The 17,284-nt window shown below is 37.3% G+C and carries 17 protein-coding genes and 1 other RNA gene; 9 read left to right on the top strand and 9 right to left on the bottom strand.

Translation table 11 applies throughout. The features are described from left to right. Positions 1-138 precede the first annotated feature (138 nt). The 3 genes from ANA_RS06725 to ANA_RS06715 all read left to right on the top strand — a co-directional run bounded on the left by ANA_RS06725 (position 139) and on the right by ANA_RS06715 (position 4,256). Positions 139-1,410 carry a radical SAM protein gene (locus tag ANA_RS06725; protein ID WP_015079304.1) on the top strand — a complete coding sequence of 424 codons (1,272 nt, stop codon included), beginning with the start codon at positions 139-141 and terminating at the stop codon, positions 1,408-1,410. A gap of 20 nt (positions 1,411-1,430) precedes the next feature. Further along, on the top strand, positions 1,431-2,912 hold the full coding sequence (locus ANA_RS06720) for a methyltransferase domain-containing protein (RefSeq protein ID WP_015079303.1): 1,482 nt from the start codon (positions 1,431-1,433) through the stop codon (positions 2,910-2,912). Between the two features lie 174 nt (positions 2,913-3,086). Beyond that, a complete protein-coding gene (locus tag ANA_RS06715) occupies positions 3,087-4,256 on the top strand; it encodes a nucleotidyltransferase domain-containing protein (protein WP_015079302.1) in 1,170 nt (389 codons plus the stop codon). Positions 4,257-4,681: 425 nt separating this feature from the next. On the opposite strand, the gene ANA_RS06710 is transcribed toward ANA_RS06715, so the two are convergent. Both ANA_RS06710 and ANA_RS06705 read right to left on the bottom strand, forming a co-directional pair. Then, on the bottom strand, positions 4,682-5,641 hold the full coding sequence (locus ANA_RS06710; protein WP_015079301.1) for a CHAD domain-containing protein: 960 nt from the start codon (positions 5,639-5,641) through the stop codon (positions 4,682-4,684). A 148-nt stretch (positions 5,642-5,789) separates the two neighbouring features. Next, positions 5,790-6,194 (bottom strand): NIL domain-containing protein, encoded by a 405-nt coding sequence (locus ANA_RS06705; protein WP_015079300.1) that lies wholly within the window; start codon positions 6,192-6,194, stop codon positions 5,790-5,792. A gap of 53 nt (positions 6,195-6,247) precedes the next feature. On the opposite strand from ANA_RS06705, the gene ANA_RS06700 reads away from it, so the two are divergent. The 4 genes from ANA_RS06700 to ANA_RS06685 all read left to right on the top strand — a co-directional run bounded on the left by ANA_RS06700 (position 6,248) and on the right by ANA_RS06685 (position 10,522). Continuing rightward, positions 6,248-6,814, top strand: a complete 567-nt coding sequence (locus ANA_RS06700) for a thioredoxin family protein (RefSeq protein WP_015079299.1) — start codon at positions 6,248-6,250, stop codon at positions 6,812-6,814. Positions 6,815-7,052: 238 nt separating this feature from the next. Then, positions 7,053-8,288 carry an LL-diaminopimelate aminotransferase gene (locus ANA_RS06695; protein ID WP_015079298.1) on the top strand — a complete coding sequence of 412 codons (1,236 nt, stop codon included), beginning with the start codon at positions 7,053-7,055 and terminating at the stop codon, positions 8,286-8,288. Between the two features lie 111 nt (positions 8,289-8,399). After that, positions 8,400-9,554 (top strand): AAA family ATPase, encoded by a 1,155-nt coding sequence (locus tag ANA_RS06690; protein ID WP_015079297.1) that lies wholly within the window; start codon positions 8,400-8,402, stop codon positions 9,552-9,554. Next, on the top strand, positions 9,551-10,522 hold the full coding sequence (locus ANA_RS06685) for a hypothetical protein (RefSeq protein ID WP_015079296.1): 972 nt from the start codon (positions 9,551-9,553) through the stop codon (positions 10,520-10,522). The genes ANA_RS06690 and ANA_RS06685 overlap by 4 nt, the downstream gene beginning before the upstream one ends. Before the next feature lie 7 nt (positions 10,523-10,529). Here ANA_RS06685 and ANA_RS06680 read toward each other — a convergent pair whose 3' ends face one another. Continuing rightward, positions 10,530-11,258 carry an ABC transporter permease gene (locus tag ANA_RS06680; RefSeq protein WP_041457785.1) on the bottom strand — a complete coding sequence of 243 codons (729 nt, stop codon included), beginning with the start codon at positions 11,256-11,258 and terminating at the stop codon, positions 10,530-10,532. Positions 11,259-11,625: 367 nt separating this feature from the next. Here ANA_RS06680 and ANA_RS06675 point away from each other — a divergent pair, with 367 nt between their 5' ends. After that, positions 11,626-12,699 (top strand): glycosyltransferase family 4 protein, encoded by a 1,074-nt coding sequence (locus tag ANA_RS06675; protein WP_015079294.1) that lies wholly within the window; start codon positions 11,626-11,628, stop codon positions 12,697-12,699. A gap of 48 nt (positions 12,700-12,747) precedes the next feature. On the opposite strand, the gene queF is transcribed toward ANA_RS06675, so the two are convergent. From queF to ANA_RS06655, 5 genes are all read right to left on the bottom strand, one after another. After that, entirely contained in the window at positions 12,748-13,203 is a 456-nt protein-coding gene (gene queF, locus ANA_RS06670; RefSeq protein ID WP_015079293.1) for a preQ(1) synthase, read from the bottom strand. Positions 13,204-13,372: 169 nt separating this feature from the next. Further along, positions 13,373-13,795, bottom strand: a complete 423-nt coding sequence (locus tag ANA_RS06665) for a hypothetical protein (RefSeq protein ID WP_015079292.1) — start codon at positions 13,793-13,795, stop codon at positions 13,373-13,375. A 156-nt stretch (positions 13,796-13,951) separates the two neighbouring features. Then, the gene (locus tag ANA_RS06660; RefSeq protein ID WP_015079291.1) at positions 13,952-14,353 is read right to left on the bottom strand and encodes a phasin family protein; all 402 of its coding nucleotides are present in this window, start codon (positions 14,351-14,353) and stop codon (positions 13,952-13,954) included. Positions 14,354-14,378: 25 nt separating this feature from the next. Next, an RNA gene (gene ffs / locus ANA_RS24255) (signal recognition particle sRNA small type) lies at positions 14,379-14,475 on the bottom strand. 37 nt (positions 14,476-14,512) lie between these two features. Next, on the bottom strand, positions 14,513-14,779 hold the full coding sequence (locus tag ANA_RS06655) for a YciI family protein (RefSeq protein ID WP_015079290.1): 267 nt from the start codon (positions 14,777-14,779) through the stop codon (positions 14,513-14,515). Between the two features lie 361 nt (positions 14,780-15,140). Here ANA_RS06655 and ANA_RS06650 point away from each other — a divergent pair, with 361 nt between their 5' ends. Continuing rightward, a complete protein-coding gene (locus ANA_RS06650; RefSeq protein WP_015079289.1) occupies positions 15,141-15,926 on the top strand; it encodes a glycoside hydrolase family protein in 786 nt (261 codons plus the stop codon). A gap of 61 nt (positions 15,927-15,987) precedes the next feature. On the opposite strand, the gene ANA_RS06645 is transcribed toward ANA_RS06650, so the two are convergent. Then, complete coding sequence (locus ANA_RS06645; RefSeq protein ID WP_015079288.1) at positions 15,988-17,211, bottom strand: ribulose bisphosphate carboxylase small subunit; 1,224 nt, start codon at positions 17,209-17,211, stop codon at positions 15,988-15,990. Between the last annotated feature and the right edge of the window lie 73 nt (positions 17,212-17,284).

Below are 17,284 nucleotides of genomic sequence, written 5' to 3'. Positions count from 1 at the left end.
ATCAATGACAATTTTTTGAATTAAAAATTTAATAATTTAATTTAATAATTGTTTAATTAAGGATACAAGCCTCTGACTTTAGGCAGAAGTAATAATTTTGAATTTTGAATTGATAATTTTGAATGGGAACAAAGTGACGTGACCATAGAACTTAGACCGCTAGGCGTAAAATGCAATATCCAATGCCAATATTGCTACCAAAATCCTCAGCGAGACGCGGGCAATATTCCCCATTCTTACAATATGGAAAGTATGAAATCTGCCATAGAAAAAGAAGGAGGCTCTTTCAGTTTATTTGGTGGAGAGGCGTTGCTAGTCCCAGAATCAGATTTAGAGGAACTTTGGTCTTGGGGATTTCAGAAATATGGCTATAACGGAATTCAAACCAACGGAACGCTCATCAACGACAACCACATCCATATGTTCAAGCAATATAAGGTTGGTGTTGGTATTTCTATCGACGGTCCAGGAGAATTTAACGACGTGCGCTGGGTAGGCAGTCTAGAACGTACTCGTAAAGCAACCGCTAAAACTGAAGCCGCAATTGAACGACTTTGCCAAGAAGGAATATCCCCAAGCTTAATTGTGACTCTCCATCGTTGTAACGCTACCAAGGACAAATTACCTGCAATGCACGATTGGTTTAAACACCTAGAAAGCATCGGGATTACGTCAGTGCGGTTACATATTCTAGAAGTAGAAAATAAGTCAATTCAAGACAAATACACACTTAGCGTTGAGGAAAACATTGAGGCATTTTTTAGCTTTGCCAAGTTAGAACAAGAACTGACTCGGCTTAGATTTGATGTTTTCCAAGATATGCGTAACTTACTGCTTGGAAAGGATAATAATACAACTTGTGTTTGGAATGCTTGCGACCCTTATACTACTAGAGCAGTTAGAGGGGTTGAAGGCAACGGACAAAGTAGTAACTGTGGTCGTACTAATAAAGACGGCATTGATTTTACCAAAGCCAATACCCAAGGTTTTGAGAGATATTTAGCTCTCTATCATACCCCTCAAGAGTACGGCGGGTGCAAAGGTTGTCGCTTTTTTCTTATGTGTAAAGGAGAGTGTCCTGGCACATCTATTGATGGGGATTGGCGCAATCGTACTCAAGACTGTGAGGTTTGGAAGAGTTTGTTTCGGCATCTTGAAGAAGAGACTATTCTTCAGGGATCGATTCCTATCTCGATTCGTTCAGATCGTAAACAATTAGAAAAAATTTTCCTGGATACTTGGGCAAAAGGACAAAATATCAATATCTCCTCTGCTTTGCAACGGTTAAGTCAAGGCCAATCCAACTCAGCACAAAATTCTTCTCATGAAGACATCCCTCACGGAAACTCTAATGGAGATCACACAGATAATGGTGTAGCTGAATTAGCTCTATCATCCACAGAAAACTAACTATATTACAAGAGGTTGTTATGGAACTAATGGAGCGGCTTGACTTTGTACTACCCGACTTTACTAGACTAAGTTGGGTCAGCGATAATGCCAGAGAAGTCTGGGAACCAAGAATAAGTCAAATTACCAAGGCATTCCTAGAAATTGAATGGTTGTCAGTTGTCTCTGGAGTACGTCCTTGCTGTTTGACAATTGTAACGCCCGAAGAATTTGTCGCAAAAGCAGGAGAATGGGCAAAACAAGGACTAAATGCGCTTCCCTTGCAAATTCAGGGACTATCTAATTATTCTTATTCAAGTACCAGTATAAAAGCCGAGTTAGGTAAACCCTTTGCATTTCGTATTGTAATAGGAACTCCCCAAGATGTTTCAGCTTTCCAAAAAGCGTTTGATACCAGCGACGATCAAGAAATAGGCAGACTACTTGGTTTTCCCTCTTGCTGTAACAAATTTTTCCAAGAAACTTGGGTAGAACAGGAATTAGTCGATACAACTTGGCCAATGGCAGTCAACACCGCATTAACCTCAGAAAAAGTCAAAAATATTGAGATTACTGGTTCTCCAGAAGCCAACATTTTATGGCGTTGGATGGGGATTCGAGCAGTTCCTCATTTACCCTGTAGCTTTAATTGTCAGGCCACCATAGAATTTGGTAAAAAATTGATAGAAGTTGGCAGAAAAGCTGGCTACAATGCCGAAATGGACTGGCTTCTAGAAATTTTAAGTTGGTCAGTTGAGTGGTCTGCACTACACGGAATTGCCGAAATTAAGACCTCTATTTTAAAAGTATCTACCCGTACTGACGCTACACCAACCAAATACGTAGTTAAGCGAAAGGGAGAAACAGCCCCATTAGAAGGTGCTAAAGGGTTAAATTTTCCTTACAGCACTCCCCCAAAACCACTTTTGACAGGTTCTTCAGGATTTCAACGTGGTTTAGACAATCCCATCTCAACGGCGATCAAATATCCAGAGTGGTACGCTATCGATAACGGTTTTAGCTCTCGCTTTAGTATGGATAACGCCCACAACCCTATTCTTGCCCTCGTAGTAGCCACACTGTCTAATAGGGAAGGCAATATTTTAGATATCGGATGTGGTAATGGAGCCTTATTGAAGAAAATTTATGAAGCCAATCCTCAAGCTATACCATTTGGAATTGAAATTGAGCCTAGTAAAATCCAACATGGACAAGAACTTTTACCTCAATTTGTCAGTAATCTTGTTTGTGGCGATGTGTTTGAAGAAGATTCCATTTGGGCTGATGATCGTCATTACGCCCTAGCCATTTTAATGCCTGGAAGAATAATTGAAGCAGAAGATGCTGAAAAAGTAGCAAAACTAAAAGAACGAATTGAAAAACACTGCGAGAATCTTCTAATATATGCCTATGGTGATTGGCTTACCCGATATGAAAACTTAGCAGGTTTGGCACAGCAAGCAGGAATTAAGTTTATCGCTTCAGATATCGATGCCAAAGTTAGTATGGGTAAGATCCAATAAAGGTTAGATCTTTGAGTAAAACCTTAACTCAAAGGGAATCAGGATCAATTCCCAAGTAATGTTCTAGACCTGTGGACGTATTTCTGTAAGGCAGTCAGTCTATTCATTCTGACGTATCTTATCCACTGACTCAGGACAGTACCTAAATTAAGACACTAACCTAAAAATGATAAGATGACTGACCATTCATCTCTCAATCTAACCGCAACTGACACTCAGCCCGAAATCGAGTTACTGCTCTGCTGTGCCAGAACTCAACCCTCTTCCGAAATCAGCCAACAAATCCAAACCCTAGTTCAGCAAACCCTCGACTGGCCATACCTTATCCAAATCGCAGCTCGTCATAGTGTTCTCCCTCTCCTCTATCAAAACCTTAAAACCCTCTGTCCAGAAGCCGTCCCCAAACCCGTCCTGTCCGAACTCCGCAATTTCTTTCATACCAACGCGGCTCGCAACCTTTTCCTTACCCAAGAACTTCTCAAAATTCTTAAACTATTTCAAGATAATGATATCCCTGCTATTCCTTTTAAAGGACCTGTTCTAGCGGCTGCAATTTATGGTAATTTGGCTCTACGACAATTCGGCGATTTAGATATTTGGGTTGACAGCAAAGATTTTCTGACAGCGATTGACCTCCTTACTGCTCAGGGATACCAAACATCCAAAACATCATTAATACAAACAGGGCTAAGGAGACTTGCGCTATACAAACTCTATATTGAATACAATGCCCACGAGTATCCCCTCAACAGCATCGATAATCGAGTCCACATTGATATTCACAAAAGTATTACCAGCAAAAGCTTTTTCCTATTTCAACTTGATTTTGAATATCTATGGAAGCGTCTTGAGCCAATTTCTCTTTTTGGCACAGAAGTACCTAACTTGCATCCCGAAGATTTGTTGTTAATTCTCTGTGTACATGGTTCCAAACATGGCTGGGAAAGACTGGGATGGATCTGTGATGTTGCTGAGTTTGTTCTAGTCTATCAGCAGATGGAGTGGAAACTCCTAATCGAGCAAGCAAAAACCCTCGGTTGTGAACGAATGCTTTTGATGGGTCTATTGCTTGCACAACAACTTTTAGGTATTGATCTACCAGAACCCATTCATCAAAGCATTGAGGCAAATCCAACAAGTAAATTATTGGCTATGCAAGTGCGCCAGGGACTTTTTCATGACAGTTTGATTTTTGAAGCTAGTTCAAAATTTAGCTACGGTTTCAGAATGATGGAACGCCCACAGGATAAATTCCGTTATTCTGTCGGATTCATCATCAATAAGAGCTTCATACCTATCCTTATAGCCATTAGAGATTTTATTATAAAGTTGAAGCAAATTTAGATCCTCTGCATTCAGGATATTATCTCAAGCTTGGCGTTAAAACCCACATTTCGCACTTCATTTTGTAATATACTAAACACGGGTGAGATTTAAACTTTTGCCAAATGATAAAGAACCCAGATGTGTAGGGGTTTAGCAGTGCTAAACCCCTACGTTTAGAATCAAACAATCAAGCCGTTTTGAGTATACATCAAGATTACCAATATCGGGCTAATAATGGTCAGATAGCGATTCCTAGGTCGCGCTTCGCGATCGCATTACCACCAGGAAAAATCAGGATTAATACTTAATAAAACTATCCTAATTTGGTGACATTTTTGAAGCATAAATATGTGACATTTTGAAGTGCGGAATGCCGATTATTATATATTTAAACATACCATGAATTAATCTCTTTCTTCTTGTTTAAGATTTACCAACGTCGGTTATAATACCACCAAATGCAAATTATGTCTAGTATCTGCTTGCAAATAACGTTGTTGAAGTGGTTGCCATTCTTGCCATAATTGATAACGATTTGCGGCTAATAGGGTCGTTAACCCACGTAATTGAGTATCCAGTTCTGATTTGAATATATTTTCTAACCATTCATGTAAAACCATATTATCTTGCATCATTCCCAAGATTTCTTGGATGCTTTTAATATCATGAAGATGTGCGGTAAAAGACTCACCATATAATTCAGTAAATAACTCCATTTGGTAGCGGAGACCTTTGGCTTGTTTCCGTAAACTATGCAAAGTTTTACCTTCTATTTTCAGATGTTCTTCTAATTGCTTGGGTGTCCATTTTGTTTGCACTACTATTTCTGATTTAACAATTTTAGTCCCAATTAACCATCCTGGATGTAAGCAAAATTCACTAACTTCTGGTGAGAGTAAATCTGGTAACACATGATAAATTGGTACTGATGAAAAACTTTGATAACTGGGATTTTTTAACCAATGTTCACATTCATTTTTAAAAGATTTATAAACTTCATCTTGAAATATATTCTGCACATGAGAAACGGCAATTTCTCGTTGTTTATGCAATTCCTTAAAAGCGGTTTCTAGAGATTTTTGTTCTTTTTCAAGTAAATGCGGTTTGTAATTCTTTTCCAGAATTTCTGCAAGCACATCTAAATCTCTGAGACCACCCAAAATTCTAGCAAGTTTACCAATATTTTTATCACTAACTAATTTTGGTAAAAATAAATATCTCTCGAATCTACTAACAGCAGTTCGTAAGCGCCGCATTCCCACACGCATTTGGTGGAGTGGTTCTGGATCTTCGTCTTTTTTAACTGCTTTTTCCCATTTTATGGTTTTTTCAAAATGGTTTTCAATGGCTTGATGTGCAGTTTCACCAAGAGTTTTGATAGATGTTTCTGAAGGAATTTTCATAAATAAAAAAAATTAGCAATATAGCAATCCCAAATAAGATACAGGTATTTCTCTTCCCTCTCTTCCTCTGCGCTCTCTGCGTCTCTGTGGTTCGTTACCTCCATTTCCCGTAAGGGATACACAAATCAAATAGAATTGCTCATAATATCTAAAGATTAGTGGAAATAGCTTGTACCGGACAAGTAGGAATACATTGTTCGCAAACAATACAGCGTGATCGCACAAAAGTGAGTTTATATGTCTCTGGATTAATAGCCAAGGCTTCAGTCGGACAAACCCCCGTACATAAACCACAGTGAACGCATACATCCTCATCAATGATAATTTCACCTAAACCCAGGGAAACATGAATATGTTGCGATCGCATCCATTCAATTGCTGCATCTAACTGATCAATGTCTCCCAATAATTCTACTACCAGTTTACCAATTTGATTCGGGGCAACTTGGGCGCGAATAATATTCGCAGCGACATTAAAATCCTTTGCTAGTCGGTAGGTAACAGGCATTTGAATCGCCCGTTTGGGAAAAGTCAGGGTAACTCTTTTTTTCATTATGTGAGAAAACAGTAAGATGAACTAAGTTAATAAGTCTTAATAAATTGATTATGAGTACCCAAGCCCCTGTAAATTCTAGTAACCGCATCAAAAACTTCTTAATTGCCATTGTAGCGATCGCTTTGGGAGTTGCCCTCTTCCTGGGACTTAAAACTGATTCTACCTCAGTTTCCCTGGCGGAATTGGGTAAAACTGCTATTCCCTTAGAAGTAGCCCTCAGCAACGGAAAACCTTCTCTAGTCGAGTTTTATGCCGATTGGTGTACAGTTTGTCAGAAAATGACTCCCGACATGGCCAAACTCAGAGAAAAGTACAATAACAACCTGAATTTTGTGATGTTGAATGTTGATAATACCAAATGGTTGCCAGAAATGCTCAAATATCGAGTAGATGGCATTCCGCACTTTGTATTTTTGGGTAAACAAGGAGAAACCATCGCTGAAACCATTGGTGATATTCCCCGCACCATTATGGCTAGTAATTTAGAAGCTTTAATTACTGGTTCTACCCTTCCCCATATTCAAGGTAATGGTAAAACTTCGCAATTTTCCGCCTCAGTCGCCACAGATGGAAATCAAGATGATCCTCGCAGTCATGGTAGCCAAGTTGTAAATTAGATGATTGGGGATTGGTAAAAAGTTATTAATTTATTATTTGTCAGAATCAGGATTTTCAAGATTTAAGGATGTCCAGGATGAAGTTTTTTAATTATTATTTATGATCAGATCATATTAATATGATTGATTAATTTCCAATTACAAATCCTGTAAATCCTCTAATCCTATAAATCCTGATTCAGACTTGCTATCTTCAAAGTAAGATAGTGTATGATTGTCTTTTTTCTCAAAATTTACTATGGCTACAATTAACGACAACTACCTGAAACTCAAAGCTGGTTATCTGTTTCCAGAAATTGCGCGTCGGGTAAATGCCTTTGCCCAAGCTAACCCTGATGCTAAAATTATCCGTCTGGGGATTGGTGATGTCACCGAACCCTTACCAGAAGCTTGTCGCACAGCCATGATTAAAGCTGTAGAAGATATGGGCGATCGCTCATCTTTCAAAGGATATGGCCCAGAACAAGGTTATAATTGGTTAAGGGAGAAAATCGCCACCCACGACTTCCAGGCACGGGGAGCAGCCATAGAAGCCGATGAAATCTTCATTTCCGACGGTTCTAAGTGCGATTCCGGCAACATTCTCGATATTTTTGGCAAAAATAACATCATCGCCGTTACAGACCCAGTGTACCCCGTTTACGTAGATACCAACGTTATGGCGGGTAACACGGGAGATGCTAATGAAAAAGGTGAATATGGTGGTTTAGTTTATTTACCTGTCACTGCTGAAAACAATTTTACCGCTGAAATTCCCAGTCAAAAAGTTGATTTAATTTATCTTTGCTTTCCTAATAATCCCACCGGTGCAACTGCAACCAAAGAACATTTGCAAGCATGGGTAAATTATGCCAAAGCTAACGGTTCAATTATCTTTTTTGATGCCGCTTATGAAGCATTTATTACTGATCCTAGTTTACCTCATTCTATTTTTGAAATCGAAGGTGCTAGAGATTGTGCAATTGAATTTCGTTCTTTCTCCAAAAATGCCGGGTTTACTGGAACTCGTTGCGCTTTAACTGTTGTTCCTAAAACTCTCACAGCTAAAGCCGCTGATGGTTCTAATGTGGAAATTTGGAAACTCTGGAATCGTCGTCAATCTACCAAATTTAATGGCGTTTCCTACATTATTCAACGGGGTGCAGAAGCAGTTTATTCAGAAGCAGGACAAGCACAAATCAAAGCTTTGGTAAACTTCTATTTAGACAATGCCAAAATCATCCGTGAAGAACTCACAAACGCAGGTTTAAAAGTTTATGGTGGCGTAAATGCACCTTATGTATGGGTGCAAACTCCTCATGGTTTATCCAGTTGGGAATTTTTCGATAAGTTATTAGAAACCGTGAATGTTGTGGGAACTCCCGGTTCTGGTTTCGGTGCTGCGGGTGAGGGTTATTTCCGTATTTCTGCGTTTAATAGTCGGGTAAATGTGGAAGAAGCCATGAAACGGATTACCGCTAAGTTTAAGGTGTAGAATATGGTGGTGGGTAATGCCCACCCTAAATAAATTATGATTAAGTTAGCCGTGATTCAGTGTTAACGGTATAATTCAAATATGTAATATTTCTCAAGGAAGAAAATTCACATGAAGTTACTACAAGTTCAAGTACCCGATTTCCGCGTTTTGAAAGATGTTGATATTAAGTTTGATAGAAGGTTTGTCCCTAATATCTTTCCTTTAGGAAGTCTCAATGGAGGTGGTAAAAGTACACTTTTACAATTAGTTTTTGTGTTATTACATTGCTGCACAAATCCAGAAAGACACCATTATATAGAAAATTTACTACATGGGTTTACATTTAATAATGATGGTAGTGACAGAGTATTAGCTATTATCAATATTTGGGATGGTGAAAAAGAAGTTGAAATTAAATTTCTGGTTGGTGATTATCCTATTGAAGATATAGCAGTAGATTTAGATGATGAATACCATGATAGAAATGGGATACATCCTCCCGTTTTGCGTCAAGAACACATAATATATATATGTTCTTATTTTTTATCGGTGGGTATGGGTGAAAACCGTTTATTATGTCGAGTTAGTGGTAATTTATATAGATATCAAGCAAAAGATTTGTTAGACGAAATATCAAATAAAATATTCTTAGCTGCTCCTATTACTCAAGTTTTCTTATTTATTTCTCGAGAGTCCAGATACCGATTATTTGCAAAAAATGGTGGTGGAAATTACGATTCAGATTTAAAATTATCTAAATCAAAACTACCAGGATTTTTCACTTATGATTTTGCTCCGGTAGATTTATTAATTAAAGCATTCACAAGTGCTAGAGATGAAGATTTTATAACTGCTATTGAAACTGAAGGTGAGTATGGTAAGAGATATAAAGAATTATTAGCTGAGTTGAATTTATTGTTAGCTAATAAAAAAGTGAATATCTCTACAGATTTCTCTAAAATCACATTCAAGTTAGATACCAATAATGAAAATATTGAACTTTATCCTGAAGATTTAAGTCATGGTGAGTTAAAAAGATTGAGCATTTATCTGTGGCTAAAATATAATAAAATCGAAGATGCTATTGTTCTCATGGATGAAATTGAAATAGGATTTCATCCAGATTGGCAATATGAAATAATTAGAGATTTAGAAGAATGGTCTCCTAGTAATCAATATATTCTAGCAACTCATTCTTATCAATTATGTCGAGCGCTTACACCGGCTCATGTCAGGGAAATAGAACCAAAACTTATCAAATCAGATAATAATATTCCACTATGAATACTTATCAAAAAAAACTAATGCAACATTGTAACGAAATTCTGGGAAATCCAAACATTAGACAGAGAATTGTTGTTTTGTGCGAGGGTCAAGGTAGTATTTTAAACTTAAGTGACGAAACAACAGTAAATTACGGAAAAATGAAGCAAATGCCAGATGCAGATTTTTATATAAAATGCATTCCAAAGACATGGAAAACATACAAACCAGAATTTTTTAATTGTCAAGGTAGAACAGGTGTTATAGATACTTATTTTAAGCTTTTAGAATTACATGAAGAAGGTAGTAGAGAGTCATACTTAAATCCTGATAAGCTGTTTGCTATAGTTGATTTAGATTTACAGTCCCAAAATATTGATAATTACGGTTTCTCTAATACAGAAGAAATTTTCTCAAATCTTTATCAGCAAGGTCAAGTTAATGAAGAAAATACCAGAAATCATCGCATTTGGGTAACAGGATTAATTCACAAAGAAGCATATTTTATCATACCTGAACTGCAAGAAATTTTTAATACTTCAATATATTCTCCACAGTATAATGGTAAAAAAGTTATTCTTGAAGATATTTATATTACTATGGCAGATGCTATTATTAATAGTAATGATTTAGAAAATAACTTGTCAACCGTCTCTAATCGCATTAGTCATTGCTCAGGATTAGATTGTACAGATTTAGAAAAGTTACGTGATTCCTGGAAAGAACAGTTTGAAAATTCTCCAGATGAAACACACAAAAATGAGTTAATTTATGCCTTATTAATGCTTAAAAAAGTTAAGGATAACAAAACTCAAGAGGATTATTGGGAAGACATTAAACCACCAAGTGATTGGACTAATACAGAGGAGGTATTTAGGGATGAATTATTAAGGCAAATAGCTAAATTTTACTCAGAGCAGAGTAATTATGCTAAATATCATATTCCTGCTTTTATGCAATTTTTAAAACATTTTTCTACTTTGAATTAATTTCAACCTATTCTCTCCTTTCCCCCGCAGTTCTAATCAATTCCCCTATCAAAGCCACAATAGCAGTCATAGAAATTAACATCACACTTAAAGCATTAATATCCGGTTTGACTCCCGTTCTAATGCGGCTAAAAATTTCCATTGGTAAGGTATTAGTCCCACTTCCCGCAGTAAAACTAGCAATTAAAAAATCATCCAAACTCAATACAAAAGCCAATAAACACCCAGAAATAATCCCCGGCATTAATTGCGGTAATAAAACTAAAATAAAGGCTTGTATGGGGGTTGCACCTAAATCTAATGCTGCTTCTTCTAAATGAGGATTAATATTATTCATGCGCGAAGAAACCACCAAACCCACATAGGATAGACAAAAAACAATATGGGCAGCGATAATAGTCCAGATACTCAAAGGAATAGCAAAAGCTGCTAAACATACTAGTGTCGAAACAGCGATCGCAATATCAGGAATTAATAAGGGTAAATAGGCAATTCCCTGATATAATTTCTTACCAAGAAAGTCATAACGTGCCAACCCCACAGCCATTAATGTTCCGAACACTGCGGAAACTCCTACTGCACAAAAAGCCACCAACAAACTATTATATAACCCGGATAAAATCCGTTCGTCATTAAACAGTTTTCCATACCATTCTAAGGTAAATCCTTGCCATTTCGCACTGTAAGGTGACTGATTAAAACTATAAAAAGCCAGTACCAAAATAGGTAGGTACATAAACACAAATATAACTAGTGCAAAAACTGCCTGCCAGGAAACACGCGGTTTATTTATTTGTTTGTATATATTCATTTTACCTAATATATGCAACTATTTATTTATCGTTATATATTATACTTATTTTTGTCTTTTAAGTCAAGTTCAAAATCCAAAATATAACAATTATATTTTGTCTAATTTATTTCTTAAGGATCAGACATTGACATTACCTCAGATAGACAAAATATATCAAATATAAAGCATAAGATTTGGTAGTACAATCATGAATAAGGGCGGTTTTTTTACTTTTAGCTATTTCCTGTTAGCTATTCAATTTATTTTCAAATAACTGGAAATAGAAATCGGATATTTTAGGAGATTGATAATGAAAATTGCTCAAATCGCTCCACTGTGGGAGAGAGTACCACCACCAGCTTATGGTGGAATAGAATTGGTAGTGGGGTTATTAACTGATGAATTAGTCCGTCGAGGACACGAAGTGACATTATTTGCATCAGGAGATTCTTTAACTTTAGCCAAATTAATATCAGTTCATCCCCGCGCTTTAAGGCTAGATTCTACTATCAGAGATTCAAGTATTTATGAATTTCTACAAATAGCATCAGTCTATGAAAAAGCCGCAGATTTCGATATTATTCATTCCCACATGGGAGTCGCAACATTAACATCTGCAAACCTGGTAACAACTCCTACGGTGCATACCTTACATGGCATTTTCACACCAGACAATGAAAAAATATTTAAACATTGTCGAAAACAGCCTTATATTAGTATCTCTAATTCTCAAAAAGAACCCAGATTAGGATTAAACTATGTAGACACTGTTTATAATGGCATTGATGTTAGTAGTTATGAATTTTATCCTCAACCAACAGAACCATCTTATTTAGCTTTTTTAGGCAGAATGTCTCCAGAAAAAGGACCACATTTAGCAATTGAAATTGCTAAAAAAACTGGACGGAAGTTAAAACTTGCAGGTAAAGTAGATTTGGTAGATTGGGAATATTTTGAACAAAAAGTTAAACCGCATATTGATGGTCAGCAAATTGAATATTTAGGTGAAGCCAATCATCTCCAAAAAAATGCCCTTATGGGTGGTGCTTATGCAACTTTATTCCCAATTACTTGGCGAGAACCTTTTGGTTTAGTCATGGTAGAATCAATGGCATCAGGTACGCCTGTAATTGCCATGCGAATGGGTTCAACAGCAGAAGTGATTGTTAACGGGGAAACAGGTTTTCTCTGTGATAATGTCGAAGAATGTATTAATGCTATTGATCAAGTCAGGAGTTTAAATCGTTACGCTTGTCGTCAATATGTGGAAGAACATTTTAGTGTTCAGCAAATGACTGATGGTTATGAAGCAGTTTATCAAAAGCTAATTGCAGAAAAATTAGCGCGACAAAATGGTTTTTCTCGCACTGCTTTAGTGAGTTAGTAGGGGTGGGGTTTCCCCACCCAGAGAACTTCTTTCTAACTGCCTTTCTTACTCCTGACTCCTGACTCCTGACTCCTGACTCCTGCTATAAACACCTTTCTGATGTCTAACTTCAACTACTGTATGCACATTCCCACGAGGGGTAAAATCTGTTTTCACGGTGACTTCTAAAGGATCACAAGCAGCGACAAAATCATCTAAAATTTGATTGGCTGTTTCTTCATGGGAGATATAGCGATCGCGGTAGCTGTTAATATAAAGCTTGAGTGCCTTCAACTCTACTACCCTTTCATCTGGAATGTATGTAATATAAATGGTCGCAAAGTCAGGATAACCGGAAAAAGGACATTTACAAGTAAATTCCGGTAAAGTAATATTAACGTCATAGCGTCGCCCAATGCGGGGGTTCGGAAATGTAATTAATTTCCCTTCCGCAATTTCGCGTTCACCATATTTCATTTCTTGACTTACTGGAGATACAGTTTCAGGTGCAAAGTTACTCATTATATTAGTAAAAAGAAATGCAGAGATTCACAATTATTAACTTAACAGTTTTTAACATTTCTCTCCAGCTTAATGAGTTATTTACTAGGCATCTCCGGTAATTGTGCGTGGTTTGAAACCCTTGTAGAGACGTTCTATAGAACGTCTTTACATTCATTTTCGGAGAGGTCTACTCAATTTCTTTTTCCCAGTCAGGACAATTTTTATCATCCCAACCATGAGGGTGCATAGCACAGACTAACAAATTACCGCTATAAACCTGGCCATGATAGTTACTACAACCAATACAAGCAGCATTTTTTTCTAGTGTAGCTTCTACTTGATATGGAAAACCAGGATCTATATCTTCGGTGATATCTTCCAGTTCCCAGTAAATCTCCAAAATTGGTTCGGCTAAATCTTGTAAAAACTGTTCGTGCAACGTAGCTAAAGTATCAATATCAGCCTCAAATGCGCTTTGTACTTCTTCAGTAATCTGTTCCGTAACCTCAAAAAAAGCGTCTATCATGTCATTCACTCCGAGGAAGAACTGCTCTACTTCATCAGCCACGGTTTCGATCATGTCTATTAAGTCTTTTTGCCACTCTTCCATAACTTATACTCTCAAAGGCTGAAAACATGATGCTAAACGCCGTCTGACTGAAAGTTATAGAGTCTACGGTTAGTAATTGCAACTAAAACCATCTTGGGTATAGCGTCATTTTTCTAGAATTAAAAGTTACTGATACCCAAGGTGAAAATTTTATCTTTACGGTTTGCGTTGCAGCCGTTTTAACTCTTCCTGTAGTTCTAGCACTTGATCGCGGAGATGATCTACGTTATCGCCATTTTCTTTATTTTCTTTTTTCGCCTCTTTCACACTAGGCTCTTCGTCATCATCTATGATATTTATCCGACGAGGTTCGGAAGGGGGTGTTTTTTCAGGCGTTTGTCCAGAAGTTGGTTGCTGTTGAGCTTGCTTCATCATATCTTCAACGAAGCGACGAGCCTCTTCTGTGTTCATCTCGCCTTTAGCCACCATTTCATCTGCTAATTTCTGGACTTGCGATCGCAGTTCGGCTAATTTTCCGCCAGCTTTTTCGCCAGCGTAAGAAGCTAACCCAACGCCGAGATAAAAAGCTTTTTGTACAATATCTCCAAAACCAGGCATTGCTGCTGAAAGCTCCTACAAATAAGGCGACCCGGAGACTACGCCTACCACAAGCATCCCTTATTGCTGCTACCTTCCGGTCCTGACAAGATTTGGGCGTTGAAGTTGCATAGATCCAGGTCTTCCATCATCATAACACTAAAATTCAAAATTTGTGTACTATTCCACAACAATTCGCCATTCAAATAATTGGTAGCTGACACAATCGTTCTGTACCAAGGGATCAGCCAATACTATTGCTTGTGCTTCATCCATTGATGCCGCCTCAAATAACATCATTCCACCACCCTTTTGCGCCCAATAACCTGTTTTAGCTTTGTGTCCTTTAGTAATCAACTCTTGAACATAGGCTCTGTGAGCGGGTACATATTGGTCAAAGGTGGGTTTATCAAGCTTACCAGTTTCAATTTTAACAAACCAAGGCATATTTCAGATCGGGATTTTTAGATTAGCAATGTTTCATTTAGTCTAAAATATCATGATTTGTTATCGTATTCCCGCTAATTCATATATTTTTGTGATTTATGTAATATTTCAGAACAAACCGCTATCTGTTTACACATCTATACTGTATACTTAGTTAGTAAAAGTTAAGAATAAAATGAGTCTGAAAACAGACAACTAGTAAATAAAAAACTCATATACAAGAAATGCACTGTGGAAATCGAGCAGGAACATTTAATTGTATGAGGATTATTTACTTGTTGCCAGAGGTAAACAGGAAATTTCGCATTGGCTTTTTTCCTAATTACCAAACTGATTAAATCAATGTCACCAGGATATCATCATGCCTAGCAAATTAAATCTCGATAGCAACGAAACTCTCAAACAAGGTGCGAAAGGACAAAAAGTTCAACAACTACAAGAAATCTTAAAAGCACTCAATCTAGATCCAGGAATAATAGATGGTGATTTTGGCAATAATACTGTCAAAGCCGTTAAACAATTTCAAAGTCAAAAAGGGCTTGAAGCAGATGGTGTAGTCGGAAAAAATACTCAAAATGCTTTAAATAATGCTCTTGGACAAGCAACAACAAGCGCAGCATCATCTATATCATCTCCAACTTTAAACACCCCTACAAAAGGTTTTGGTGGGATAACTGGAAAACTACCACTTCCAGGTGTTCCTCTCATCAAAGAATTTGAAGGTTGTTATTTAAATGCTTATCGAGATCCTCTCAGTGGTAATTTACCTATCACTATTGGTTGGGGTACTACTAAAAAAAGAGATGGTAGTAACTGGGAATTAGGTGAAAGCATCACTCAACAAGAAGCAGATGATTTGTTGATGCTTCAGCTAGAGAATAGCTATCTACCACCTCTGCAAAAAATTCCGGTTTGGAATGAGTTAAACGCCAATCAACAGGGTGCTTTATTAAGCTTTGGTTATAACTTGGGTGCTAACTTTTACGGTAGTTCCAATTTCAAAAGTATGACTAGAGTGTTGAGAGATAAAAAGTGGGATGAAATTGAAGAAACTTTTCTAAAATACAGAAATCCTGGTAGCAATGTAGAAGCAGGATTGAAACGGAGAAGACAAGCAGAGGCTAAACTATTTTTAACTCCTGTTTAGTTAATAATTCAATCCTTGCAAAGAGGTTTAACGAAACCTCTTTACATGACAAGAATCCTATTTAATTACCATTGGGACGCTGAATAATTGTCTCTACTACTCGTCGTTTTGCTTGTGGATCAATTCCTACCAAACGCACATATTCACCGCTATATTCAGATAAACAAGCTTCTAAGGTAGAAATAGCATCGGAATGGGCATCAATTTGAAAAGAACCGCAACTTTGCCAAGAACCTGTGCGAAAACGTCTTTCATCAATGTGTTCAATACCAATTTTATAACCTTGAGCTAAAATTTGTCGAACTTGTGCTTGAGTTTCTAAACTTAAATGAGTAGGTTGATTAATCGCAGGTTTACTCACAGGAACTTCCGCAATAGGTGAAGTTGCTTGATAACCTTTACCTCGATTTAAACGATTATATTCATCCACTAAATGAGAAGTTTCCACCCGTTTTTGTTCACCAACCATAAATTTACCCGACTCAATTAAATGCGATAAAGTAAAATCTGGCTTTTTAAATGCTGGTGGACCCTCCAAACTATTGACAACTCGCAAAGAGACATTTTCAAAACCAATTTTATGGATAAAATGACGGATTTGTTCATCATAAATCCGAGAACGCAAAGCACTAAAAAAGTCAATAGATTGATGAGGGAAAGTATCAACAAATTGTGCAATTTCTTTTTGTGAAAGACCATCTTCTGCAAAAATTCCTCCCACAATTCCTACCTTATCATCGCGGTTTGGTTCCCAGTAAAATTTATCCATTCTCCCATCACGAATTAATGGTGCATAGAGAGTAGAAAAATCATTTCCGGTGACAATAATCGGGACACGACATAAAGGATTGGAGTCATAACTTCCCGGTAATTGCACATCTGTGGGATTATCAGCAATATTCATCAATGTGGCATTTACCAACTGAGTATTTACTGTATATTGAGTTCCTTCATCAAAACGTCCTGCACCCGCATCTAAATCATTAATCATCAGTACGCACATTTTCCCCCGTACCTTGATTAATTCTGCTGTTTCCCGATAACGTAACCGAATTAACCGCGCAGGATCTCCCGCGTCTGGACTTTCTAATTCTCCTCCAGATATCAAGGTGACTTCGATACCCATTTTCTCAAAAACCAACTCGCATTGAAAAGTTTTTCCCTCACCTTTGCGGCCATGAATTCCTAAAATTAAAGGAACGCGAATCCCAGGAATATTTAAGAAATTTTTGGTGATATGAACTGCAAGTTTATCAAGAAAACTAGGCGCAATGTAGTAACTCATAGAATGTATCCCTGGTTAGTTGTCAGTTGTCAGTTGTTAGTAGGGGCGAAGCATTTGGAAGATAAATTATCGG

Origin of the sequence: Anabaena sp. 90, from assembly GCF_000312705.1 — a bacterium.
In the GTDB taxonomy this organism is placed as follows: Bacteria; Cyanobacteriota; Cyanobacteriia; order Cyanobacteriales; family Nostocaceae; genus Dolichospermum; species Dolichospermum lemmermannii.
Note: the sequence above shows the minus strand (reverse complement) of the source record. Positions and strands in the feature narration are given on the sequence as shown.